This is a genomic window from Vibrio sp. S12_S33 (genome assembly GCF_963889785.1).
In the GTDB taxonomy this organism is placed as follows: domain Bacteria; phylum Pseudomonadota; class Gammaproteobacteria; order Enterobacterales; family Vibrionaceae; genus Vibrio; species Vibrio aestuarianus.
In genome coordinates this window covers 38,916-62,558 of record NZ_CAWPQZ010000019.1, presented here as the reverse complement: position 1 = coordinate 62,558, position 23,643 = coordinate 38,916, and the positions used below count along the sequence as shown (strand labels likewise).

Below are 23,643 nucleotides of genomic sequence, written 5' to 3'. Positions count from 1 at the left end.
CATGCTCATTCATCACTTTCCATAACCGCTCGATTGGATTTAAATTTGGACTGTAAGGTGGTAAGTAATTAAGCTCGATATTGAGCACTTTTACCGCATTTTTCACCAGCCTTGACTGATGATAGGCGGCACCATCAAGAATTAAGTGAACTTTTTGCTCCAAAGGGTAATGCTCCTTTTTGAGCTTCCAGAAGAAACGAACGATGCTCTCGCTGTTTATCGTGTCATACGTTTCTGTCACCGTTGCACCAATATTTTGAAGTGGTAACGCACCGATGATATTAAGGCGAGTTCGACTGCCTGTTGTCTCAATCACTTTGTTTTGGCCTTTTCGTATCCAGCCATAACTGAGTTTTGTTGACTGCATAGGATGAACGGCATCCATGAATAACACGGGGTCTTCGCTGTTTCTTAGCGTCTCGTTATGATGTTCGATAAAGGCTTGCTGTATCTCTGGATTAAACTTGTGTGGTACACCTTTCGGCTTCTTATATGAGAAGCCGTGATGATGTAGCATTTTCAGGCTTAAGTTTTTCAGAGAGAACATAATCACTGAGATGACGAGCTACGGTTGATTCGTGAATGCGAAGAGCTTGAGAAATTATAGCCTGACTCCAACCTTCAGACGCGAGTAAAACCGCTTTGATGCGGTCACGCACTCGACCATCACGAGTTGAATCGTGCATCATTTCGAGTTGTTGTTTCTGTTGAGGAGTCAGTATTATTTTCATGGTGCATAGCATGATCCTGATTTTATGAGAAATCAAGCATCTTCAATGATTACAGGTATATAAGAAAGAATGGACATTAGACGAAACTTATGAAAACCTCAATGCCTAATGTCCAGTCGATATATATATTAGTTGTTATTTATTAAGTACGATCTTATCAACATTTTAAATAGTTCTTGAGTATATTGATATTTTTCTTCCTTTTCTTGAAATTTTCTATCAAATTCATTTGCCTCACCTTGATCAAAATTAAATACATCACTTTGCTGCATTTTCCACTTTTTGTCCCCAAAGAATCCGGGCTGAAGTTCAAGAACGAGTAATCCCAATGGGTATTCACCATCCATATTACTTACTTGATAATCAATTCCGTTTTTAAAGCCATGTTTACAATAATTGTGTGGGTCTCCGTAAATAGTAATTGCTGGCATGCCCATATTTATGGCCAATGATTTTGTCTTTTCAACTAATGCCGATCCAATACCTTTTCGTTGATAATCAGGATGAACACATAAAGGACCAAAAGATACCGTTTGGATTATTTCTTCATCATTATCAAATAAATAAGAGTGTGTATACATAATGGAAGCAACTATTTTACCATCGAGTTCTACTACATAAGTAAGTTCCTTAATAAAATCTTTGTGCTCACGTAATATGTGACACAAATAGTGTTCATTACATCCAGGGAAATATAAATTCCAAAAGGCTTCTCTTGTTAGCTCTTCAACTTGGGTGTAATCATCTTTTGTTTCTAATCGTATATTCATATAGCTGGTGCATCCTACTTCTGTCTAGTTACATTTCTTCCGAAAGCACTCATGGTATATTGCTAATGTGTCATATCTGAGTGACCTAAGGTATTTTTCAAGATAGTTGTAACTACTTGCTTGATTTTTAAGCGCTATTTCTTGCGCGTGTTTTAGTGGACATGATCGTTTTACACATCTTGCCAAATTGCTTATCAGTGCTACGTCTTTCTGCTAAGGTTGCGCCATTTCTGGCTTGCTCTCGGAGCAGTTTGTTGTAGTTATCTAGTCGCCTTTGATCAATTTGCTCGGTTTCAATCGCTGCGCGTACTGCACAACCTGGCTCTGATTGATGTTGACAATCGGAAAATCGGCATTGTGATACAAGCGAATCAATATCAGCAAAAGTTTCTGCCACGCCTTCTTCACAGCTCGTTAGCTGTAACTCGCGCATTCCCGGTGTGTCCATCAATAGAGCACCTTCAGGAAGCGGTAACAGCATGCGATAAGTCGTGGTATGGCGGCCTTTGCTATCGTCTTCACGTATGCTGCTGGTTTTCAGAGCCTGCTCGCCTAGCAAGGTGTTGATCAAGGTTGATTTCCCCACGCCAGATGAGCCCATAAAGGCGATGGTTTGCCCGGAGTTGCACCAACTGCGTAGCCCTTGTAGCATTTCTGCTTCAAGGGCGTTAACTACTTCAGTGATAAGTAAAGTGTCGAGCTTTTGTACCTGACCGCGCTTTTCTTCGGCGTCGTCACAAAGATCAGCTTTGGTTAGCACCACCACTGGCTCCACTTTGGCTTCTTTTGCCAGAGCAAGATAGCGCTCAATGCGGCTTAAGTTGAAGTCGTGGTTAAGCGAACAGACGATAAACAGGGTATCGACATTAGCAGCGATCAACTGCTCTTTCACTTTTGGTCCTGAGGCTTTGCGCCTAAATAGTGACTTTCGCTCCAACAAACGTTTAAATTGAAGTGTTTCATTCTTTAGCAACAGCCAATCACCGACTGTCATGGAGGGCTGTTGGATATGAACATCAAGATGAAACGTCTGCGCTTCAGTCGTGACGATATAGCCACTTTTGTGCTGGGCAATTACGCGGCCAACGGTGCAATTATCGTAATCTTCTAGCGTCAATTGTTGGGTAAAGTAAGCTTGCCATCCAAGTTGTGTCAGTGTGATTGGATGAGTAAAAATAGAATTCATGATAGTACCTACTGCAAAAACAGCATAAACAAAGTATGAGGTCGGGTACTGACTGAAATATGTGCAGTGTCAATGCTATAAAGCACTAACGAGACCCCGGTTTGAGATCACCGGGCAAATAGAAGGGGATGTACTAGTTAAGTCGTAGTGCGACAGGTGGTTAAATTAAGCCTTAACGCCTTCTTGTGCCGGGTGGGTATTAGTTACAATCATCTTATTCCTCTCTTGTTTGGTTACTAAAAACCTCGTAACTTTTTCACCAATGCGAACTTTTGTCAAGTTTGTTGTTACACGGTTAATTCTTAGTGCTGAGATTAATAGTAATACCCACCAGCTTAAGACCTTTAAAAAATCCATCCGGTTCAACAAAAGATCCTTGCATCCATAGTCTCTGTTTCGATGAAGTGAGCATCTGCTTGAGCGTCTCGACCCAAGCAGTGTGCAATGGTCTTTGTTGCTGTACTTTGCGTATTATCACCACAGAAAGACCTTATCGTGGGGCAATCCCCATTCCTAAAACCCTATAGATCATGGAAGAAAATTTACATACATCCATTGATGAACGTTGTTTCAATGCACTAAAAATCGCGATCCACAAACTGCCAAGCCACTATTTATCGCCTGAAGTTGTTTAGGTCGAATAAGATAGGTGGATGCTGCATACAGCATCATAATTTGGAGGCAACCTTACCTTTACGACGTGCACGACTGCGCTTAAAAGCTGGGCGTTCTACTTTTGGTAAAGAACGCAGTGATTCCGGCACAGGCCCTGATTTAGCCTGTTCCATGATATGAGTAATGCGTTCTTGCAGCACTTGCATAAACGGCTGATAGGCTTGGCCTCGTTCTGCCATCGCATGCAGTTGATGCTCCCAATGGGCAGTCATATCAGGGTAAGTCGATTCATTAGGCAATGCATGAATTAACCCTCGCCCAGCTGCGGAGCTCATGATCAACTTATTTTGTCGTGTTAATAGCTGACGCTTAAATAATGTGTCTAGAATACCCGCTCTGGTTGCCTCTGTGCCTAAGCCATCGGTTTCACGCAGAATTTTCTTTAGTTCGCTGTCTTCGACATAACGAGCAATACCTGTCATGGCTTGCAGCAATGTCGCTTCTGTAAAATAACGTGGTGGCTCGGTTTTCCGATCTTTAACCTCTCCCTCTCGACATGTAAGAACCGTGCCTTCATTTAAGGGAGGGACGCTATCCACACCACCATCATCTTCTTCCACTTTGCCTAAAAGTATTTTCCAGCCTGTAGAAATCAGTTGCCGCCCTTTCGCAATGAAGATCCCACCAGCAATATCAAATACCAATTTAGCTTCTGCATAAATCGCTGCTGGGTAAAACTGCATTAAATACTGACGTGCGATAAGCTGGTAGACATTCATCTCATAGCTCGACAATGCATTCACAGATGCCTGTTTTGGGGTGGGGATAATCGCATGATGAGCCTCCACTTTTTTATCATTCCATGCTTTCGATTTCAGCGATAAATTTGCACCATTTACGGCGGTGGTAAGATCTTTGGCATTGTTAGTAATCGCTTGAGTGACTGAGGATGCCTGAGCATAATGCTCCAATGGTAAATATCGGCAATCAGAGCGCGGATAGGTGATTAATTTATGCTTTTCGTACAATGACTGACACGTATCTAGCACCTGCTGAGCACTCATGGAGAAACGTTTTGCCGCATCAATTTGCAGTGCAGAGAGCGAGTACGGTAAAGGTGGAGCTTGCTTAGTTTGCTTTTGCTCAGACTCAATCACTTTGGCCGGTTGCCCTGCTATTCGGTTAGCCACATTTTCGACAAGTTTGCGATTTAAAATTCGTCCATCTTCATCTTGCCATGGCAGGCAAGCCTCACTGGGTTTCCAACGGGCGCGAATGTCAAAGGCCGCCTGCCCATCTTGATACGGAATAAGAGCATCAAGAGTGAAGTAGTCACGAGGAATAAAATTTTCAATCTCTTCATCTCTTCTCACTACCAGCCCAAGTACCGGAGTCTGCACTCGCCCCACCGATAATACACCTTGATAACCCGCTTTTTGCCCAAGCAGTGTATAAGCGCGAGACATGTTCATGCCATACAGCCAGTCAGCTCGTGAACGAGCCAGAGCTGAAACCGAAAGTGGGATAAAATCTCGATTGCTGCGCATCTGTTTCAAAGCACGTTGCACGGCTGGTAGGTTTAAGTCACTGATAAGCAAACGTAGTGCTTGGTCTTTCTTGGTTTGGCTGACTTTACAATAGTCAATCACCTCATCAACCAGTAGCTGCCCTTCTCTATCTGGGTCACCGGCATGAATGATTTGTGTGGCATCTTTTAGCAGCTTACGAATAACCGTCAGTTGTTTGCTCGATGTTTTACGCGGCCGAAGTTGCCATTGTGCCGGAATAATCGGTAGATCGAGCATATTCCATTTTTTGAAGCGTTGATCGTAAGCGTCTGGCTCAACTTGTTCTAGTAAATGCCCGATGCACCAAGTTACGATATCGCCATTGGCGCAACGAATAAAACCTTGATCTTTTTTATGCGGCTTAGGCAGGGCATCAGCAATCGCTCGCCCTAAGCTTGGCTTTTCGGCAATAAATAAACGAGTCATAAACACATTCGGCAAATACAATTAAGGCCACATTAACCAATGTGGCCTTAAAAAATCAAGAAAAACTGTGATTTTGTACAGTGTTATTCTTCATTTCCTGCACGTGCTGCTGCTTCTTTGATCAATGGCTGCAATTCGCCTTTTTGGAACATCTCTAGAATGATGTCACAACCACCGATAAGCTCGCCTTCGATCCACAACTGTGGAAACGTTGGCCACTGTGCATATACAGGAAGTTCAGCACGGATATCTGGGTTTTGTAGAATATCTACATAAGCAAACTTTTCGCCACACGCCATTAAAGCTTGTGCCGCTTGCGAAGAAAATCCACAACTTGGTAATTTTGGAGAACCTTTCATATACAGAAGGATAGTATTTTCTTCAAGTTGCTGTTTGATTTTGTCGATAGTTTCCATTGCTTCCTCTTCATGGATGGAGATTGTCTCTACGCCATTCTAAATCATTAGTGGAGAATATAAAGCACATATTATTTGTGGATATGTGGGGTATTTTCGTTGAAATAGCCACATTCACCAGTTTTGCTCATAAGCCAAACTTAAAAATATGAAAACTATCAATAGCAACTTAACCGTGACGCCAAACTTTTATACTCACGATAATGCAACAATTTTTAAAAATTAGGGTTTTAATAAAGTAAAAAGTTGCTAAAATGATTTGCAAGTCAGTCATATCGACGAATATCACAATAACATTGGAAGCAACCGAAAGAGAAAGCTCTTTCTATACTATGGAGAATCGAGCAATGGCATTTGAATTACCAGCTCTTCCTTACGCTAAAGACGCTCTAGAACCACATATCTCAGCTGAAACTCTAGATTTCCACCACGGTAAGCACCATAACACTTACGTTGTTAAGCTAAATGGTCTTATTCCTGGAACTGAATTCGAAGGCAAATCTCTAGAAGAAATCATCAAAACTTCTACTGGTGGTGTTTTCAATAACGCAGCTCAAATCTGGAACCACACTTTCTATTGGCACTGTCTAGCGCCAAACGCAGGCGGTGAACCAACTGGCGCTGTTGCTGACGCAATTAATGCTGCATTTGGTTCTTTTGAAGCATTCAAAACAAAATTCACAGACTCTGCAATCAACAACTTTGGTTCTTCTTGGACTTGGTTGGTTAAAAAAGCAGATGGTTCTCTAGATATCGTTAACACTTCAAACGCAGCGACACCGCTAACTGAAGAAGGTGTAACACCACTGCTGACGGTTGACCTATGGGAACACGCCTACTACATTGATTACCGCAACCTACGTCCTGATTACATGAACGGTTTCTGGGCACTGGTAAACTGGGCATTCGTAGCAGAAAACCTAGCAAAATAATCCTTTCCCTAGGATTTACATTTAGTCATATGATAAGCCTGCTTCCCCGCAGGCTTTTTTATTATTTAATCTAAAGTTATCTGCATCCTAGCCGTTAAAAGTGCATCGGTTGGAGAGGCAAATGCAAGTACATACATTAGATAAAGCCAGTATTATTAACGAGCTTCAATTCGGCACAGGCCTCAGTCATGCCGTACAGCAAGGGCGTCGGGCTGATTTTGCTCTCATCTTGTCAATGTTCTCTAACGATGTTCGTGATAATACCCCAGTGGAGCGAATAGAGAACCCGCCCACTAGCGATGAATTACTACGTAAAAGGTTTGAGCTCTGCGATCCTCAAGCCTTGCGCTCTGACTCTACGTCCTACACGGTTTCCGCAAAGCAAGCCGAATTGTTTCATCACGGTGGGCTAGCTAGTGCTAAGCTGAGTCATTACTTAAAGCCTGAAGTGCTCACTTATTTACCTGAAGATACACATAATTTCCCGGAAGAGGTTTATTTGAATTTGTCTGGGCATGAACGGCGCCATCTATCAGCACCTAAAACTGAATTGCTTGCTGCAGATTTATATGTCCAGTTAGCGGTCGCACATCGACACGATCAGATCCGTACTCAAGTTTAGTATCTTAGGTACAATACCAAACGACATTATCCATTGTAGAATGTGAGACCGAGCAAAAAAACAGCACACCATACCTCTTCAGAGCGCGTTATTTGATGCTATTCACATCGCGACCATAACTAATCAACCATCCTATACAGACGAAATCCATCGAGAACGACAACACAAATAATAGGGTGAGGCACCCAATGGATATAAAAAGTGCAATTGTATTAATCACTTCAGCGAGCTCAATACTAGGCAGTACTCTGGCTGTTCATTTTGCCCATTTAGGTGCAAAAATTATTTTATGTGACCAAGATGAAAATGGGCTAATAGAAACATTCACTCGTTGCCATGCGATATCGAATGATGTGCATTACTATCATACGCCGGACTACTCCTTAGATAGCATCAATCAACTTCTTGACTATATTAATGATACGTACCAAAGTGCACCAGATGTTCTGGTCAATAACTGGCCAAATGCCCCTTTACCATCTCTGATAGGGGAACAGCATGCCGAGCTGTTCATCCAGAAACTGGCCATGATGGCATCAACGCTGTTTATCTTTGGTCAAGTCAGTGCTGAGCGAATGCGCCAAAGCAATAAACATGGGGTAATTGTTAATGTGGTTTCACAAAATGAAGAGTATGACTTGTCGGGGATTGAAAATGCGAAATCAATGGTGTCTGGCTTTACCCAAAGTTGGGCCAAAGAGCTAACCCCGTTCAATATAAGAGTTGGAGGCGTGGTAGCTACATCAAACAGCAATCTTGGTGAGCAAATTCATTGGGCTGAAATGCAAGACGAATTAATTCGTAATACAGAATATATTGTTGCTAATGAATATTTCAGCGGTAGAGTGATGTCGGCATAGTTGTATGGTTGTATGCCATGCCGACATCGAATATACGGACAATCAAAAACCTTCTTCTAAATAATCATCAAGGTAATCTTCTTCTGATTCATCAAAGGTTTGGTTGTCAATCTCGGCTTTGAAATCTTGTCTTTGTAGATAGACATCACGTGTCAACGAGTAAGGATCTGGTGAATTCTCAAGTGTCGATTCTTGTGATACGAGCAACGCCCGTTTTTCCATTCCCTCAAATGCCCATTTGCCTAAGCTTGCCCATATATTCAGATAGGATAACGGGACATACATACCGTCTACGACATCCGTTATTTCACGGATAGTATAGGGACCATAAGCAGGTATCATTACATAGGGGCCATTCCCTACCCCATAGTGCCCTACTGCGTCACTGAATGCTTTCTCATTGTGTTTAGTGATACCTGCTTCAGAAGCGATATCTATCATACCAAGTAAGCCAAGTGTACTGTTCAGCCAAAAGCGATTTAAGTGGTCAACGGCTTTTTCACCATTACCCATTAGTAAATTATTGATAATGCTTGATGGCTCATCAAGGTTAGATAACACGTTGGCAATGACATTCCTTATTGGTACCGGAATGTAACCTACATAAGCAATGGAGATCGGACGAACAATATAAGGATCGAGGTAATCGTGGTTAATAGTCCACATTGAACGATTAAAACTTTCGAATGGATCTTCAAGGCTGGATTCACTTAATTGCGGTGAATTTGAATCTGGCGCACTAGCACATCCTACTAGAAGGAAAAATAGTAGAGTAATATATGTGGCTCGGCCTATTCGGCTTATCATATTCAATTTCCATGTCAAAAGGCCGATGACTGCATCGGCCTATCCTGTTCTAAGTATATTCGGTTGTAGTTAATATTGCTTATTAATTACAACTTCGACGGACTGCCCCATCTCAACAACCGCACTCTCGCCAAACCAATCGCCAGTTTTTGTGCTGACATTACCGTCACTATCAACACGAACTCGAACAATAAATTGTGCTAAATCGGACAACTGACGTCCTTGCACCATGCTGTTACTATTATCCAACGCCACTTTAAGTGGAAATTGCGAAAGAGGATAACGTGCAGCGGCAACTGGCATAGGTGCGCCATCAACACTATGTACTGAAACAATTAAGACAGCATTTTGCGGCAAGGTTACTGAACTGTCCAATGCAATAGTGACTGGCACGGAAACAGCGTCAGTATCAGGTTGCTGCATTTTGCCTTGAGCACTTTCAATACTGCGCGCCAACATTTCATAACGACTATCTTGGGGACCGATCATCTTCTGCATTAAGCTCCAGTATTTGATCGCTGCTGGGTAATCCTGACGCTCAAAGGCATCAAATGCAAGTAATGAAAAGACTCGCAAATCAACGTAATCTTGCTGAACTAGCCCTGTGAGTATTGAACGAGCTTGATTTTGATCAATTTCATCTTGAGACAACATCAATGCTTGCGCATAACCTAGTTTCACATCGGCGTCTTTAGGCTCTAAACGATACGCTTTTTTCATTGAACCAATCGCGGTTTCGATTTCTCTATTTGCCAATGCAATACGCCCAAGCAGCAACCAACCGGTTGCATCATCTGGTTGATAATGGAGACGTGTGCGCAGAGCCAACGTTAGATCTTCCATTTCATCATCAGTTAACGCTTCCCCATTGGGTGACATTAGCTTTTTCGATAATGCAGGTAAGTTAGCATTCACTTGCTGCCACTGCTCGACCTGATCAGCAGCACCTAATTTTATATAAACAGCGTAACTTAGCACCACCACCAGTAAAATTGATGGAATGAGTACCAACGCTGGTGAGATATAAGAAGAACCATTCACTTTAGACTCAGCCGGAATATCATCAAGCAAGGACTGTTTTAGATCTGAAATCAGTTCTTGTTCATTATCCACAAGCCCTTCTTCAGTTTCTACTTGCAGCTCAGATAGGCGATCTTTAAAAAGAGCTTTGTTCAGTTCATCGCGCAATGCCACATCATCATTAGATTTTTGTTTGATAATAGGCAGTATGATAAACACACAACCGATGAAGGTAAGAATGAGGGTCGATAACCAAAAAAACGCCATTATTGCTTGTCTCCATTCTTCTCATCAAGAGCTTCATTTTCTAGTAACTGCTTTAGTCTCGCTTCCTTTTGAGCATCCCAATTTTCAGCTTGCTCTGTGACAGAAGCTTTACTGCGACGGGTTCTTAAGACGATAAACCCAAAACCAAACACCACCACGGCCAATGGCCCCAACCATAAAATGGAGGTTGCTACCGTGAATGGTGGGTTATATGTCACAAAGTTACCGTAGCGTGCGATCATATAGTCAACGATTTCCTGCTCTGATTTGCCTTGTTTTGTCATTTCGTACACTTTATGGCGCAAGTCCTGAGCAAGCGCGGCATTCGAGTCGCCAATCGTATTATTTTGGCATTTAGGGCAGCGTAACGTGTTGCTTAAGTCTTTAAACTGCTGCTCTTGCTGCATATTATCAAATTCATACACCTCAATCGCAGCTTGAACGGATAAGACCAAGGCTAAACTGGCAAGGATTGATAGAACAAAGCGCTTCATCATTTTGCCTCCTCAAGCAGTTTTTGATACATCGGCTGCAAGGTATCTTTCCAGTTGGTTGGGTTAACATCACCCACATGGCGGTAACGAATCACACCATCAGAGTCAATTAAGAACGTTTCCGGTGCACCATATACGCCAAGATCGAGCCCTAACATACCATTACCATCAAATAAGCTAATCAAGTAAGGATTGCCCAGCTCATTTAACCATTTAACCGCTTTGTCACGTTGATCCTTATAGTTCAGACCGATGATTTTCACACCATCACTGGCTAACTTATTAAGGTATTGATGCTCGGCATAACAAGTTGGACACCAAGTCGCCCAAACATTAAGTAGCAGTGGCTCACCTTTAAAAACGGACTGATCATAAAGTTTGCCTGGTTCGGCCAGATCTTCCAAACGAAATTCTGGTACCTGCTTACCAATCAGGACTGACTCCAATTTGGTTGGATCATCCCCTTCGGTATTTTTCACTAATTGGGTGGTGAACACCGCAACCAAACCAAGAAAAGCAAGCAGTGGAATAAATAAAATCTTTTTGTTCATTTAGGCCTCCTGCTGGGTGTTTTTTCTAAAGCGGTAACGTTTATCACTGATCGCAATCGCGCCACCAAAAGACATCAACAATGCTCCAGCCCAAATCCAACGAACAAACGGCTTATAATAGATTCGAATTGCCCAAGAATGGCCATCTTCTAATCTTTCACCCATTGCGATGTAAAGATCGCGAGTAACACCACGATCGATGGCTGCTTCTGTCATCATCGATTTAGCAGTTCTGTAGAAACGCTTTTCAGCGTGCAATGTATTGACATATTTGCCATCTTGAGTGATTTCAAAGTCTGCAATATAACCGTCATAGTTCGGGCCATCTTTATCTCTTAAACCCTCAAAATAAAAATCGTATTGCTGAATTTTAAATGACTCCCCTGGAGCAAGACGCACATCACGTTCAATACTGTAGTTTTGTACCATCGCAATACCAATGACGGTAACAGCCAAGCCAATATGTCCTAGCATCATAGCCCAGTGACTGCGTTGCAACTTCTTCACACCGTCCCAGAAAGTATGGCGATGTGTCGCTCGCTCATACAGCTCTACACCATGTAGTAAAATAATCCACAGCGCCATCACCCAACCCATAAAGGCCATTAAGCTAAAGTGCTCGGACAATAAATAAACCATAGCGGCCGAAATAACGAGTGCAGCAGTTCCACACAGCAACATTGGCTTTAATAGCTTTGAGAAATTATCTCGCTTCCAACGGATAAGAGGGCCAATCCCCAATAAGAAGGCAAATGGCACCATTAACCACGCAAACAACATATTAAAGAAAGGCGCGCCGATAGAAACCGAACCAAGACCAATCTGTTTATGAACCAATGGCAGCAACGTTCCCACAAGCACTACAACCAGTGCAGCTATCAAGAGGATGTTGTTAGAAAGTAATGCATTTTCGCGCGAGACCAATTCGAAGTTGCCGCGAACCCGCACTGATGCCCCTTTCAATGCAAATAACAGCAGTGAGCCGCCGATAACAAAGACTAAGAACCCAAGAATAAACAACCCACGAGAAGGATCGGAGGCAAAGGCGTGTACCGACACTAAGATGCCGGAACGTACTAAAAAAGTGCCGAGCAAACTGAGTGAAAATGCGGAAATAGCCAGTAAAACGGTCCATGCTTTAAACGTGCCACGTTTTTCTGTCACCGCTAAAGAGTGCATTAAAGCCGTGCCAGCTAACCATGGCATAAACGATGCGTTTTCTACAGGATCCCAGAACCACCAGCCGCCCCAGCCAAGTTCATAGTAAGCCCACCATGAACCAAGAGCGATGCCAAGTGTTAGAAATAACCATGCAGCGGTTGTCCATGGGCGAGACCAACGAGCCCACGCTGTATCAAGGCGTCCAGTCATCAATGAAGCAATAGCAAATGAGAATGCAACCGAGAACCCAACATAACCCATGTAAAGCATCGGTGGGTGGATAATCAACCCAGGGTCTTGTAATAACGGGTTGAGATCGCGCCCATCAACAGGAAAGTAAGGCAGCGTGCGTAAAAAGGGGTTCGAGGTAACAATAATGAACAGTAAGAAGCCAACACTGATCAAGCCCATGACAGCAAGTACCCGTGCAACCGATTCTTGTGGCATACCACGGCTGAAAGAAGCCACGGCTACCGTCCAAATTGCTTGGATTAACACCCAAAGTAACAACGAACCTTCATGGGCTCCCCATACTGCAGTTAATCGGTAATACCACGGTAACTGGCTATTTGAATTACTGGCCACATATTGCACGGTGAAATCATTGACATAAAATGCCCACAATAAGACAGCGAACGAAAGCAGCAGTAATAGGAACATACCCCACGCTAGTGGACGCGCAGTATTCATCAGCATGGTATTGCTGCGAGACGCACCAACCAAAGGCAAGATACTCAATAAAATTGCAAGCCCTAAAGAGACAATAAGGGCAAAATGTCCAATTTCAACAATCATTGAGCGCTTCCTTGTTTCTGTTCCGCCGTATAGTCTAGCGGCTGATGTGTCTTTTTCATCGCCTCTGCTATTTCTGGTGGCATGTAATTTTCGTCATGCTTTGCTAGCACTTCAAAAGCTTCGACTGTGGTTGGGTCTTTAAGCACACCTTGAGCAACAATCCCCTGACCTTCACGGAATAAATCAGGCAAAATGCCTTCATATTCGACCGTTACATTCGGTCCAACATCGTGTAACTGAAAACTCACTCTTAATGATTCAGGGTCACGTGTCACTGACCCCACGACAACCATGCCACCAATGCGTAAACGTTGACCGACTTCAGGTTTCGTGCCGTCCGGTTTACCTTGAACTAGCTCTGTTGGCGTATAGAAAAGATCCATATTTTGATTTAGTGCGTACAGCATTAAGCCAATAGTGGCGCCAACCCCGATGAATAGTGCCAAAATAATCGTTAGCCTTTTTTTACGTCTTGGGGTCATAGTGTATTCTCCATATGCTTAGCGGCATCAATTCTTGCTTGACGATCCACTTTAGCTTGCACGTCTTGTAATAAGGTTTTTCCACGTTTCATACTAACGGCTAATAGAATTAGCATCGATAAAAAAGTGATACCAAAAGCACTCCAAACGTAACCGGCGTAGCCACCCATCGCTAAGAAATCACCAAATGAATCAAAATGCATATTAAATACCTTTCTTAATTTTGCTGGTTGCGAGTTCGATAACCCACGGGCGATGACTTTCTTTGCTAATGATTTCGTTACGCAAACGGATCATAGTAACGGCAGCAAAAAAGAAAGCGAAACCAAAGATATTGAGCAACAATGGCCACAACATGTCATTGGATATTGACGGTTTTTCAAATTTGGTAATGGTTGCACCTTGATGCAACGTATTCCACCATTCAACAGAAAAGTGGATGATTGGTAAGTTAATAACACCAACAATCGCCAATAAACCAGCAGCTTTCGCAGCAGTTTTTTGATCATCAAACGCGTGATAGAGCGCGATAACACCTAGGTAGAGAAACAGAAGAATAAGCTCTGAAGTCAAACGTGCATCCCATACCCACCACGTCCCCCACATTGGTTTTCCCCACACCGCACCAGTAATCAGAGCGATAAAGGTAAACACTGCACCAATCGGAGCCATGGCAGCAGCCGCCATATTAGACAGTTTCAATTGCCAAACAAGGCCGATAAACGCTGCAATTGCCATCGACATATAGATGCCCATAGACCAAATAGCAGCAGGAACATGGATATAAATGATCCTAAAACTGTCGCCTTGTTGATAATCAGCAGGGGCATAAGCTAAGCCTAAAACATTGCCGACCACTAAACATATCAACGCACTTATCGCAAACCAAGGTAGTAACTTACCGCAAAGTTGGTAAGCAGATTCAGGCTTAGCGTAGGGATGTAGCCATTTCCACATTATTATCTCACTCTCACTTCATTGCTCCTGAACATGTGTCTGCTCAGTTTATTGTTTGTACACTGAGCTGAAATTGGCCCAGATATGGTTAACTCAGATAAAATTAGTTGACGCTGACTCTTAATGCAGCGCTGATGGCAAAAGGAGTAAGTGTTATTGCCCCCATCAACATAGCTCCTAAAATCGCAAGTTGACCGTTATACGTCATTCCTAACGACGCGGCATCAATCGCCGATGTAGCAAAGATCAAAATTGGGATATACAACGGTAGAACCAATAAGCTTAGTAAAACACCACCTTTTTGTAGGCCGACCGTTAAAGCTACACCAATAGCCCCAATAAAACTTAACGTTGGCGTGCCTATGGCCAAGGTCATGACAACCGCAAGCCAGGTATTAAAGTCCAGTGAAAGTAGCACCGCAAGCAATGGACTGATCAAAATTAATGGCAGGCCTGTCAATAGCCAATGAGCCACCACTTTTGCTATGACAACAATAGGCAGAGGAACTGGCATCAACATCATTTGCTCTAGCGAGCCGTCCTGAAAGTCATCTCGAAACAGCCGTTCTAGCGATAACAGCGCAGATAACAATGCTGCTACCCATACGATACCAGCAGCAATGCGTGCTAATAAGCTGGGCTCAGGTCCAATACTCAACGGAAATAATGTAATCACGATAATGAAGAACCACAATGGATTAAAAACATCCGCTTGGCGACGAAACGCTATCAGTAACTCTCGACGAACGACCATACCTATGGCTGAGATCACAGTTAATCCCCCAACTTAATTTTGCGTAATTGCGGGTAGTCTGAAAACATATCTTGGTGAGTCGTTAAAATCACTATTCCGCCTTGCTGCGCATGCGTTAGGAATAATGTTTCTAGCACCTTAACGCCTTGTTTATCAATCGCTGTTAATGGTTCATCTAAAATCCATAACTTTTGTTCACTTAACCATAAACGAGCTAGTGCAACACGGCGTTGTTGTCCCGCAGAGAGTTGGGCAACCACAACATCTTCGCGACCGGCTAAACCCACTTGGGCTAACGCCTGATAAATATCATTTTTTTCTGCTTTTGAAGAATGTATTGATTGATAAAAATGAAGGTTTTCAAACGCGGTGAGATCGCGTTTAACGCCCGTTTGGTGACCAATGAAAAGTAGATCTTGATGGTACTCATCACGAGCCGATTCAATATGCTCGCCATTCCATAAAATAGAGCCTTCATCCCTATCACCTAAACCAGCAATAATGCGCAACAATGTCGTTTTCCCCGTACCATTGCGACCTTCAATTTGTACCAGTTCTCCTGCATCAATAACAAAGCTCAGTGTTTCAAATAGAACTCTGTCATCCCGAATGGCAGTTAGGTCATTTACTTCAAGCATGTGCATCTATGTCAAAAAATTTGAGTCGCTATATTACCACACAGCGCAAAAGACAAAATACAATAAGACCATTACGAATCACGAATCTAAGTAAGAAACTGTTAATTTTTAATTATTTTTTGTCTCATTTACTACTTTATGGCTACATTTTGATTTATCGAAAATCTTGTGTAGTAAAAACTAAAGAAGGAAGCCAATAGCTTCCTTCTTTAGTTTTTACTACCGACTATTTACGTACAGTACGTTTTTCATTGCGAACAGGTCGCCTACCTTCAGGAGAACGGCTGAGTGGTGGAACACTTTCTTGCCCTGCCAATTTTTTTTGTAGCGACATCATCAATTCAGCTTCAGCTTTTGGTAATTCACACTGCTCAATTAGCTCGTTAATATCAGCACCAAGCTGCACCATTTTTGTGGCTCGGCTGTATAAACGCCCATCGGTATCGACGTGCTCTAACTCAATAATGCGCTCATTTAAGTGCTGGATAACATCTTGTTGCTCTGTCACTCTCTGACCAAGACCAAGCACAACAGAACGAACCTCTAACAGCTGTTTGTTGCCTTTTTGTAATTCTTTCTCTAAAGAACGGGCATGCTGCCTCTGATGCTCTATTTGCCGAGTAAGACTGTACTTTACTCGCATGACCATAAGCAACAGCAGCAAAATAACTAATACCGCACCACCCACTAAAATAGGTGCACTGAACAGCATAGCTTCATTCATTATAGATGAGCCATCTCATCCCACTCGTCTTCTGTTAGCAGTTTATTCAGATCAACGAGAATCAGCAATTTACCATCGCGGTTGCTTACGCCTTGAATAAACTTCGCACTTTCGTCAGTACCAACGCTTGGCGTAGTATCGATTTCAGAAGAACGTAGATAAACAACTTCAGCAACGCTATCAACCAAAATACCAATCACTTGACGCTCAGACTCAATCACGATGATACGTGTATTATCAGTGATCTCACCTTGCATTAAGCCAAAGCGAGAGCGAGTATCGATAACGGTAACAACGTTACCTCGTAGGTTAATGATACCGAGAACATAATCTGGAGCTCCAGGAACAGGAGCAATTTCTGTATAGCGAAGTACTTCACGTACTTGCATTACATTAATTCCATATGTTTCCTCTTCTAGTTGGAACGTCACCCACTGAAGCACTTCGTCATTAGACTTATCTTTTCTTACTTCCACTTCGTTAGTCTGAGACATACCTTTTCCTCTCTAAGTCGATTCCGACATAAATGTATTATTTATCTAGTGCTTTTACATCAAGTCCTGCATTAAGCATAGCTATCAATGCTTCAACATGGATCAAAGCGCACATTTTTTCTTTTACCATACCAGCAAGCCACGGACGTTTCCCCGCTAATTCTCGCCAGCGAACCTTTTCCGTGCTCAGTAACTCAGTACCCATAAGTTGAGTACTTGCTAATCCCCACATGCTTTCACCAAGCATCACAATATATTGATAACCCTCTTTATAAGAATCATCATGCAGTTTTTCTGCCATCACCCATTTTGCGGTGTCAACAACATCTAGTTGGTTATCTTTATTGGTTTGTAATCCTAAATACCAAGCCGGTCGTCCGATAAGATGATTCAGCGAGCCCATGCGGTGAATGCCACCAAGCTCATCAAGTGGAACGGCAAATGTGACACCATTAACTTCAAAATAAAGTACTTGAAAGTCTTGTGTTCTCTGCGTACTTTGCCACGCAGCCACACCATCGGCCCCTGCTTGTGTCTTTAACGATAGCTCATGCTCAGTGGTATTATTTGGCTGAACAGTATCAATAGCTGAAGATTCGAGTTTAATATTAATCTCTGTCTCAACATCCGACTCAAGGTTAATAGCAGGTTTCGCACTCTCGGTATCCACTGTATCCCATTCTTGAATTTCTTCTATGGGTTCTACCACCGGCTCGACGATAACAGGCTCAGTTTTCAAAGAAATTTGTGCGGTGTTTTGCTCCATAATTTCTTCAAGATCTAACTCTGCTACAGGGTTACTAGATTCAAGCTGGCTCAGTAAGCGCTGTACATCATCTAAATTTGGTAATTCAAATTCTGCAACTTCAGAGTGAAAATGACTTTTTTCAGGCACAGATTGAATCGATGTCGATAATTCAGGCTCAACTTCGATGCAGATCGGCTCTTCTTGCTGTACATCTTGTACATCAAACTCTACAGCTTCTTCATCTAGCAAAGCGGTAAAGTAGTCATCAAGTGCTTGCTCGCTCGATAATAATGGCCCACTACTCATCTATAGCCAGCCTCTCTAAATATATTAGCAACTGTTTATAAGCAAACACACCACGACTTCCTTCTGCAAAATGAGAAGCGGGTAAGCGTTTCAAACTTGCGTCACGGAATTTAGTGTCAATCGGTACCGCAGAGCTCCATACCTGTTCTGGATAATCGTTTTTCAACTGATTCAAGGTTTGCAGAGAAGCTCGAGTCCGCTTGTCATACATGGTTGGCACGATCGTCACTTTAAATAAACGGCTGCGTGATTTTTGCATGATGGCCAAAGTGCGAATCATCCGCTCAAGCCCCTTCATCGCCAGAAACTCGGTTTGAACGGGAATAAGGATACGGTCACTCGCGGCTAGCGCATTGACCATCATCACGCCTAAAATTGGTGGGCAGTCTATCAGCACATAATCATAATTATTGCGTAACGCGAGAAGCGCGCGCTTTAAAATCAAGCCCATACCACTACGATTACCCATCACGCGATCAAGTGTCGCTAGAGACATATGCGCAGGAATAATATCAATGCCTTCAACATCAGTCTTCAGTATCAGAGGGGTAACACTCTTCTCGGTAAGTTCACGTTGTTGAAATAGATCGAATAAACTGGCAGGTACATCGTCAGAGTCATAACCTAAGTATGTGGTAAGCGAGGCATGAGGATCGGTATCAACCAACAACACTCTTTTTCCTTGCTGACTCAGCAAACCGGCAAGCGTAATCGTTGTGGTTGTTTTACCCACACCGCCCTTTTGATTTGCAACGCTCCATACAATCATTGAACTTCCTTTATGCAAGACCAACTTCAACCAACATACGTTCAGCAATACGCTCTAACGGTAAGTCTTCAGTCGAAATTCCTGCTTTAGCAACCGCTTGTGGCATACCATACACCACACAACTTTCTTCATCCTGAGCCCAGATTGTCGCACCAGCACTTTTCAACATACGAGCACCTTCACGGCCATCAGCCCCCATACCAGTTAATACCATCGATAACACCTTATCAGCGTAGATCTTCGCGGCAGAACCGAAGGTTACATCAACACAAGGCTTATAATTCATCCGTTCACCACCATCAAGAATACGCAGCTTTGCCGCACCCGGGCGTCCTTCGATCATCATTTGCTTACCACCAGGAGCCAAATAGGCAACTCCAGGTTTTAATGCGTCGCCATCTTGTGCTTCTTTCACTTCAATTTTACACAGAGAGTTCAACCGACTTGCAAAAGCGGCGGTAAACGTAGCTGGCATGTGCTGAATAAGCACAATTGGGTGTGGGTAATTAGCGGGTAACCTAGTGAGAATTTTTTGTAATGCAACAGGACCACCGGTAGACGTACCAATCGCTGTCAATTGATATTTTTTACCTGACGCTTTAAAACGAGCCAGTGCACTCGTTGATTTTGGCGTATGAGACGTTGTTGGTACTGGAGATCTACTCGATAAAGATGTCGCTGCCGACACTGTTGGACGTGAAACCAGCGGTCTTCTTAACAACCCTTTTTTAGATGCAATTTGGATAACACGCTGCTGTAACAAAGCAACGGCTTCATCTCTATTGCGTGCGATGTCTTCAAATTTTTTCGGTAAGAAATCTAATGCACCCGCATCTAACGCATCCAGAGTGGCTTTCGCCCCATCATGAGTAAGTGAAGAAAACATCAAAATTGGAATTGGGTTCTGTGCCATTATTTCACGAACAGCAGTGATGCCATCCATGATCGGCATCTCAATATCCATTGTGATGACATCTGGCTTTAAGCTTCTCGCCTTCTCAACAGCTTCTTTACCGTTGGTAGCGACATCAATGACTTCAAGACGAGTTTCTGAGTTAATAATCTCACTCACTCGACGTCTAAAAAAGCTTGAATCATCAACGACTAATACTCTAATCGCCATGGGTATCCTTATTCTTGAGTGCTCAAATTATATCCGCGAAGCCGCCGCATATTGCTTAAGCAAATCTGGCACATCTAATATCAGTGCAATGTGACCATCGCTAGTGATCGTGGCTCCCGCCATACCTGGCGTGCCTTGAAGCAGCTTATCTAAGGGCTTAATGACCACTTCTTCTTGACCAATTAGTGCATCAACAACAAAGCCGACTCGTTGGCTGCCAATTTGTACAATAACAACATGGCCATGACCTTTACGTAATTCGACTTTACCGGCTTGAGGAGCTAACCAGTTTTGCAGATAGAAAAGTGGTATCGATTTTTCACGCACAATGATAGTTAATTGACCATCAACAATATTGGTACGGCTAAGATCTAAATGGAAGATTTCATTAACGCTCGCCAAAGGAAGTGCAAACGGATGCCCAGCAACACCCACCATTAGAGTCGGCAGAATCGCTAACGTCAGAGGAACTTTAATGGTGATCTTTGTGCCTTTGCCCATTTCAGAATCGATATCAATGGAGCCGTTTAATGTATTAATTGCTGTTTTAACAACATCCATACCCACACCACGCCCAGAAATATCTGAAATTTTTTCTTTGCTTGAGAAACCAGGCATGAAGATAAGGTTGAAACACTCTTTGTTTGATAAGCGAGATGCCGCATCCTCATCCATCATACCGCGTTTCACCGCAATACCACGTAGAACGTCTGGGTTCATACCACCACCATCGTCAACGATAGCGAGTTCGATATGGTCACCCTCTTGAGAAGCAGACAAAATAACCTTACCAGTACGAGACTTACCAGCTTTTACGCGATCGTCTGGCATTTCAACACCGTGGTCAACTGAGTTACGCACTAAGTGGATCAATGGATCGGCAAGCGCTTCAACTAAATTTTTATCGAGATCCGTTTCTTCTCCTCGCATTTCCAACACGATGTCTTTGTTTAAACTACGTGCTAAGTCTCGAACAACTCGAGGAAAACGACCAAACACTTTTTTGATTGGCTGCATGCGGGTCTTCATTACCGCACCTTGTAAATCAGCAGTCACAACATCAAGATTAGAGACGGCTTTGGCCATTTCTTCATCATTACTGTTCAGGCCAAGGCTAAGCAAACGATTACGAACCAATACTAACTCACCAACCATGTTCATGATGATATCAAGTGTCGAGGTATCAACTCGGACAGTTGCTTCCGCTTGTTGCGCTTTTTTAGCAGCGGCCGGTACGACTTCTTTTTTATCTGTAACGACAGCAGTTGCAGCTTTCGCAGGTTCTGAGATAACTTTAGGTGCTGGCTCGGCTGGTTTTGCAACTTGTACTTTTGGCTTTACAGGCTCTGTAGGCTGCACATTCGCAGCGGCAGGCTTGGTCGCTATTTCCAGTTCTTCCACAGAAGGCCCTTTACCAGAACCATGTAGCTCATCGAGTAGTTTTTCAAACTCAGCATCGCTCATCAAATCATCACTAGCGCCTTGCGTTGGCTTGGCATCTGGTGTTGTAGGAGTTACTGGGGTTTCAGAAACAGTTTTAGGCTCATCTACCGATGGCCCTTTTCCTGCACCGTGCAGCTCATCAAGCAATTTCTCAAACTCATCATCGGTGATGTCACCGCTTGCCGTGCTTACACTTGATGTTTTTACTTCAGGTATTGCTACCGGAGCAGAGCTAACTGCGTTAGGTGCCGTGCCCTTACCATGTAATTCATCCAGTAATTTCTCAAATTCGTCTTGAGTAATTTCATCGATAGAATTTGAATCGACAATATTAGCTGAAGCTGTGGTTTCCGGTTGTGACTCTTCAATGACTGGCTCGTCTTCAACAACAGCATCAGCAACGACTTGTTCGACTTCATCTTCAGATTCAGGTCGGCAAAGTTTGTGCAGTTCATCGAGTAAAACAGGATCTGCGGCTTCAAGGGGTTCCCCTTCTTGAACTGCACTGAACTGCGCATTAACGGTATCCAAAGCACGCAACATCGTATCCATTAAGCTAGATGTCACACTTCTTTGACCATTACGCAAGATATCAAATACGTTTTCAGCACCATGGCAAGTTTCAACCAACTCAGTTAAAGCAAGAAACCCTGCGCCCCCTTTCACGGTATGAAAGCCGCGGAAAATTGCATTTAATAAATCTTTGTCTTCAGGGTTGTTTTCAAGTTCAACCAATTGCTCTGACAGCAATTCTAGAATTTCACCTGCTTCAACCAAAAAGTCTTGAAGAATGTCTTCGTCTAATTCGTAGCTCATACGTTACCCCTAAAAACCAAGACTCGATAACAAGTCATCGACTTCGTCTTGAGATGAAACCGCGTCTTCTCTTTCGTGAGGGTTCAGTATTGGACCTTCAGGATCGATTGAAGCGTTCTTCTTATCCGATTCTTGTTCTATTTGGTTAGTACCAAAGGCTGTGAGGATTTCAACAAGACGACCCTCAACCTCATTAACCAAAGTAATTACACGTCTAATTATTTGACCTGTCAGATCTTGAAAGTCTTGCGCCATCAAAATCTCAGTTAGCTGACCACGTAATTCGCTGCTATTGCCTTCAACTTGTGACAACAATGCATCAATACGGTGACAAAGCGCTTTGAACTCATTGAGATCAATGCGTCCATGCATTAATTCGTTCCACTGAGGACGGACTTGAAGCAAACCTTCATGGAGGTTGTCGGCTATCGGCATGCATCTGTCCACTGCATCCATTGTCTTATTCGCTGCCACTTCTGTTTTATCAATGACGTATTGAAGGCGGTCCCTTGCATCTGGGATTTCGTCATTGGCAATTTGCGTCATTCGCTCATCAATACTGAACTGTTTCAAAGAATCATGCAGTTCCCTAGTTAAAGCCCCTATTTCTTGCAGCATTGGATTGCTTGCATTGTCATAGATGTCTTTAAGTAGCAGATCTGCCTGTTCTTGCTGTTCATTTTCTAGTAGCTGAACGAGCTCTTTTGCTTGTTCTAATGAAATCATCCGATTAGCCTTTTCGCGCGTAAAATGAATAGAATACCTTTTGCCTATGGCAAAAAAAGCTTTATAAACGCTCGAAAATTTTGTCTAGCTTTTCTTTAAGCGTAGCAGCCGTAAATGGTTTGACGATATAGCCATTAACACCAGCTTGCGCAGCCTCGATGATCTGTTCACGTTTTGCTTCTGCCGTAATCATAAGTACAGGTAAGTGCTTTAGCCCTGCATCAGCTCGAATGCTTTTCAGCAAATCGATGCCTTGCATACCTGGCATATTCCAGTCAGTCACAACAAAGTCAAAATCACCTTTCTTAAGCATAGGCAACGCTGTCAGGCCATCGTCTGCTTCTTGGGTATTATTGAAGCCCAAATCTCGAAGTAGATTCTTAACAATACGGCGCATTGTTGAAAAGTCATCAACAATAAGGATCTTCATGTTTTTATTCAA

General features: G+C 43.0%; 25 protein-coding genes and 1 pseudogene. 3 read left to right on the top strand and 23 right to left on the bottom strand.

The features are described from left to right. From AACW06_RS10785 to grxD, 5 genes and pseudogenes are all read right to left on the bottom strand, one after another. Positions 1–731 (bottom strand): annotated as a pseudogene (locus tag AACW06_RS10785) (IS630 family transposase); the annotation flags it as partial. A 128-nt stretch (positions 732–859) separates the two neighbouring features. After that, positions 860–1,501: a GNAT family N-acetyltransferase gene (locus AACW06_RS10780; RefSeq protein WP_192075052.1), complete on the bottom strand. Its 642-nt coding sequence runs from the start codon at positions 1,499–1,501 to the stop codon at positions 860–862. Positions 1,502–1,628: 127 nt separating this feature from the next. Next, complete coding sequence (rsgA, locus tag AACW06_RS10775; protein WP_192075051.1) at positions 1,629–2,687, bottom strand: ribosome small subunit-dependent GTPase A; 1,059 nt, start codon at positions 2,685–2,687, stop codon at positions 1,629–1,631. A 668-nt stretch (positions 2,688–3,355) separates the two neighbouring features. Next, positions 3,356–5,296 carry a DNA topoisomerase III gene (locus tag AACW06_RS10765; RefSeq protein WP_192075050.1) on the bottom strand — a complete coding sequence of 647 codons (1,941 nt, stop codon included), beginning with the start codon at positions 5,294–5,296 and terminating at the stop codon, positions 3,356–3,358. A gap of 83 nt (positions 5,297–5,379) precedes the next feature. Further along, the gene (gene grxD / locus AACW06_RS10760; RefSeq protein WP_053311780.1) at positions 5,380–5,712 is read right to left on the bottom strand and encodes a Grx4 family monothiol glutaredoxin; all 333 of its coding nucleotides are present in this window, start codon (positions 5,710–5,712) and stop codon (positions 5,380–5,382) included. A gap of 347 nt (positions 5,713–6,059) precedes the next feature. Between grxD and sodB the strand changes: the two genes are divergently transcribed. The 3 genes from sodB to AACW06_RS10745 all read left to right on the top strand — a co-directional run bounded on the left by sodB (position 6,060) and on the right by AACW06_RS10745 (position 8,126). Continuing rightward, on the top strand, positions 6,060–6,644 hold the full coding sequence (gene sodB / locus AACW06_RS10755; protein ID WP_053311781.1) for a superoxide dismutase [Fe]: 585 nt from the start codon (positions 6,060–6,062) through the stop codon (positions 6,642–6,644). A 121-nt stretch (positions 6,645–6,765) separates the two neighbouring features. Next, positions 6,766–7,266, top strand: a complete 501-nt coding sequence (locus tag AACW06_RS10750; RefSeq protein WP_168786603.1) for a VC2046/SO_2500 family protein — start codon at positions 6,766–6,768, stop codon at positions 7,264–7,266. Positions 7,267–7,454: 188 nt separating this feature from the next. Continuing rightward, entirely contained in the window at positions 7,455–8,126 is a 672-nt protein-coding gene (locus AACW06_RS10745) for an SDR family oxidoreductase (protein ID WP_192075049.1), read from the top strand. 42 nt (positions 8,127–8,168) lie between these two features. On the opposite strand, the gene AACW06_RS10740 is transcribed toward AACW06_RS10745, so the two are convergent. The 18 genes from AACW06_RS10740 to cheY form a co-directional block, all read right to left on the bottom strand. After that, positions 8,169–8,933: an MlaA family lipoprotein gene (locus AACW06_RS10740; RefSeq protein ID WP_192075048.1), complete on the bottom strand. Its 765-nt coding sequence runs from the start codon at positions 8,931–8,933 to the stop codon at positions 8,169–8,171. 69 nt (positions 8,934–9,002) lie between these two features. Beyond that, positions 9,003–10,220 carry a c-type cytochrome biogenesis protein CcmI gene (gene ccmI, locus AACW06_RS10735; protein WP_192075047.1) on the bottom strand — a complete coding sequence of 406 codons (1,218 nt, stop codon included), beginning with the start codon at positions 10,218–10,220 and terminating at the stop codon, positions 9,003–9,005. Next, positions 10,220–10,714, bottom strand: a complete 495-nt coding sequence (locus tag AACW06_RS10730; protein WP_192075054.1) for a cytochrome c-type biogenesis protein — start codon at positions 10,712–10,714, stop codon at positions 10,220–10,222. The genes ccmI and AACW06_RS10730 overlap by 1 nt, the downstream gene beginning before the upstream one ends. Further along, positions 10,714–11,265, bottom strand: coding sequence for a DsbE family thiol:disulfide interchange protein (locus tag AACW06_RS10725; protein WP_053311786.1), 552 nt, complete (start codon positions 11,263–11,265; stop codon positions 10,714–10,716). Before AACW06_RS10725 ends, AACW06_RS10730 begins: the two co-directional genes overlap by 1 nt. Next, positions 11,266–13,221, bottom strand: a complete 1,956-nt coding sequence (locus AACW06_RS10720; protein ID WP_053311787.1) for a heme lyase CcmF/NrfE family subunit — start codon at positions 13,219–13,221, stop codon at positions 11,266–11,268. Further along, positions 13,218–13,703, bottom strand: coding sequence for a cytochrome c maturation protein CcmE (gene ccmE, locus AACW06_RS10715; RefSeq protein ID WP_053311788.1), 486 nt, complete (start codon positions 13,701–13,703; stop codon positions 13,218–13,220). The genes AACW06_RS10720 and ccmE overlap by 4 nt, the downstream gene beginning before the upstream one ends. Continuing rightward, a complete protein-coding gene (gene ccmD / locus AACW06_RS10710; protein WP_168521516.1) occupies positions 13,700–13,906 on the bottom strand; it encodes a heme exporter protein CcmD in 207 nt (68 codons plus the stop codon). Before ccmD ends, ccmE begins: the two co-directional genes overlap by 4 nt. A gap of 1 nt (position 13,907) precedes the next feature. Further along, positions 13,908–14,660, bottom strand: coding sequence for a heme ABC transporter permease (locus AACW06_RS10705; RefSeq protein ID WP_168521513.1), 753 nt, complete (start codon positions 14,658–14,660; stop codon positions 13,908–13,910). A gap of 103 nt (positions 14,661–14,763) precedes the next feature. Further along, complete coding sequence (ccmB, locus tag AACW06_RS10700) at positions 14,764–15,432, bottom strand: heme exporter protein CcmB (protein ID WP_192075046.1); 669 nt, start codon at positions 15,430–15,432, stop codon at positions 14,764–14,766. A gap of 2 nt (positions 15,433–15,434) precedes the next feature. After that, positions 15,435–16,052: a cytochrome c biogenesis heme-transporting ATPase CcmA gene (gene ccmA, locus AACW06_RS10695; RefSeq protein WP_192075045.1), complete on the bottom strand. Its 618-nt coding sequence runs from the start codon at positions 16,050–16,052 to the stop codon at positions 15,435–15,437. Positions 16,053–16,278: 226 nt separating this feature from the next. Continuing rightward, positions 16,279–16,776 (bottom strand): DUF2802 domain-containing protein, encoded by a 498-nt coding sequence (locus AACW06_RS10690; RefSeq protein ID WP_192075044.1) that lies wholly within the window; start codon positions 16,774–16,776, stop codon positions 16,279–16,281. Further along, the gene (locus tag AACW06_RS10685) at positions 16,776–17,270 is read right to left on the bottom strand and encodes a chemotaxis protein CheW (RefSeq protein ID WP_053311794.1); all 495 of its coding nucleotides are present in this window, start codon (positions 17,268–17,270) and stop codon (positions 16,776–16,778) included. Before AACW06_RS10685 ends, AACW06_RS10690 begins: the two co-directional genes overlap by 1 nt. Positions 17,271–17,307: 37 nt before the next feature. Further along, the gene (locus AACW06_RS10680; RefSeq protein WP_192075043.1) at positions 17,308–18,324 is read right to left on the bottom strand and encodes a chemotaxis protein CheW; all 1,017 of its coding nucleotides are present in this window, start codon (positions 18,322–18,324) and stop codon (positions 17,308–17,310) included. Further along, positions 18,317–19,093, bottom strand: coding sequence for a ParA family protein (locus AACW06_RS10675; protein ID WP_192075042.1), 777 nt, complete (start codon positions 19,091–19,093; stop codon positions 18,317–18,319). Before AACW06_RS10675 ends, AACW06_RS10680 begins: the two co-directional genes overlap by 8 nt. 10 nt (positions 19,094–19,103) lie before the next feature. Further along, positions 19,104–20,216 carry a protein-glutamate methylesterase/protein-glutamine glutaminase gene (locus tag AACW06_RS10670; protein WP_192075041.1) on the bottom strand — a complete coding sequence of 371 codons (1,113 nt, stop codon included), beginning with the start codon at positions 20,214–20,216 and terminating at the stop codon, positions 19,104–19,106. 27 nt (positions 20,217–20,243) lie between these two features. After that, positions 20,244–22,475: a chemotaxis protein CheA gene (locus AACW06_RS10665; protein ID WP_192075040.1), complete on the bottom strand. Its 2,232-nt coding sequence runs from the start codon at positions 22,473–22,475 to the stop codon at positions 20,244–20,246. Between the two features lie 9 nt (positions 22,476–22,484). Continuing rightward, positions 22,485–23,201: a protein phosphatase CheZ gene (locus tag AACW06_RS10660; protein ID WP_192075039.1), complete on the bottom strand. Its 717-nt coding sequence runs from the start codon at positions 23,199–23,201 to the stop codon at positions 22,485–22,487. 61 nt (positions 23,202–23,262) lie between these two features. Next, positions 23,263–23,631 (bottom strand): chemotaxis response regulator CheY, encoded by a 369-nt coding sequence (gene cheY, locus AACW06_RS10655; protein ID WP_202884036.1) that lies wholly within the window; start codon positions 23,629–23,631, stop codon positions 23,263–23,265. Between the last annotated feature and the right edge of the window lie 12 nt (positions 23,632–23,643).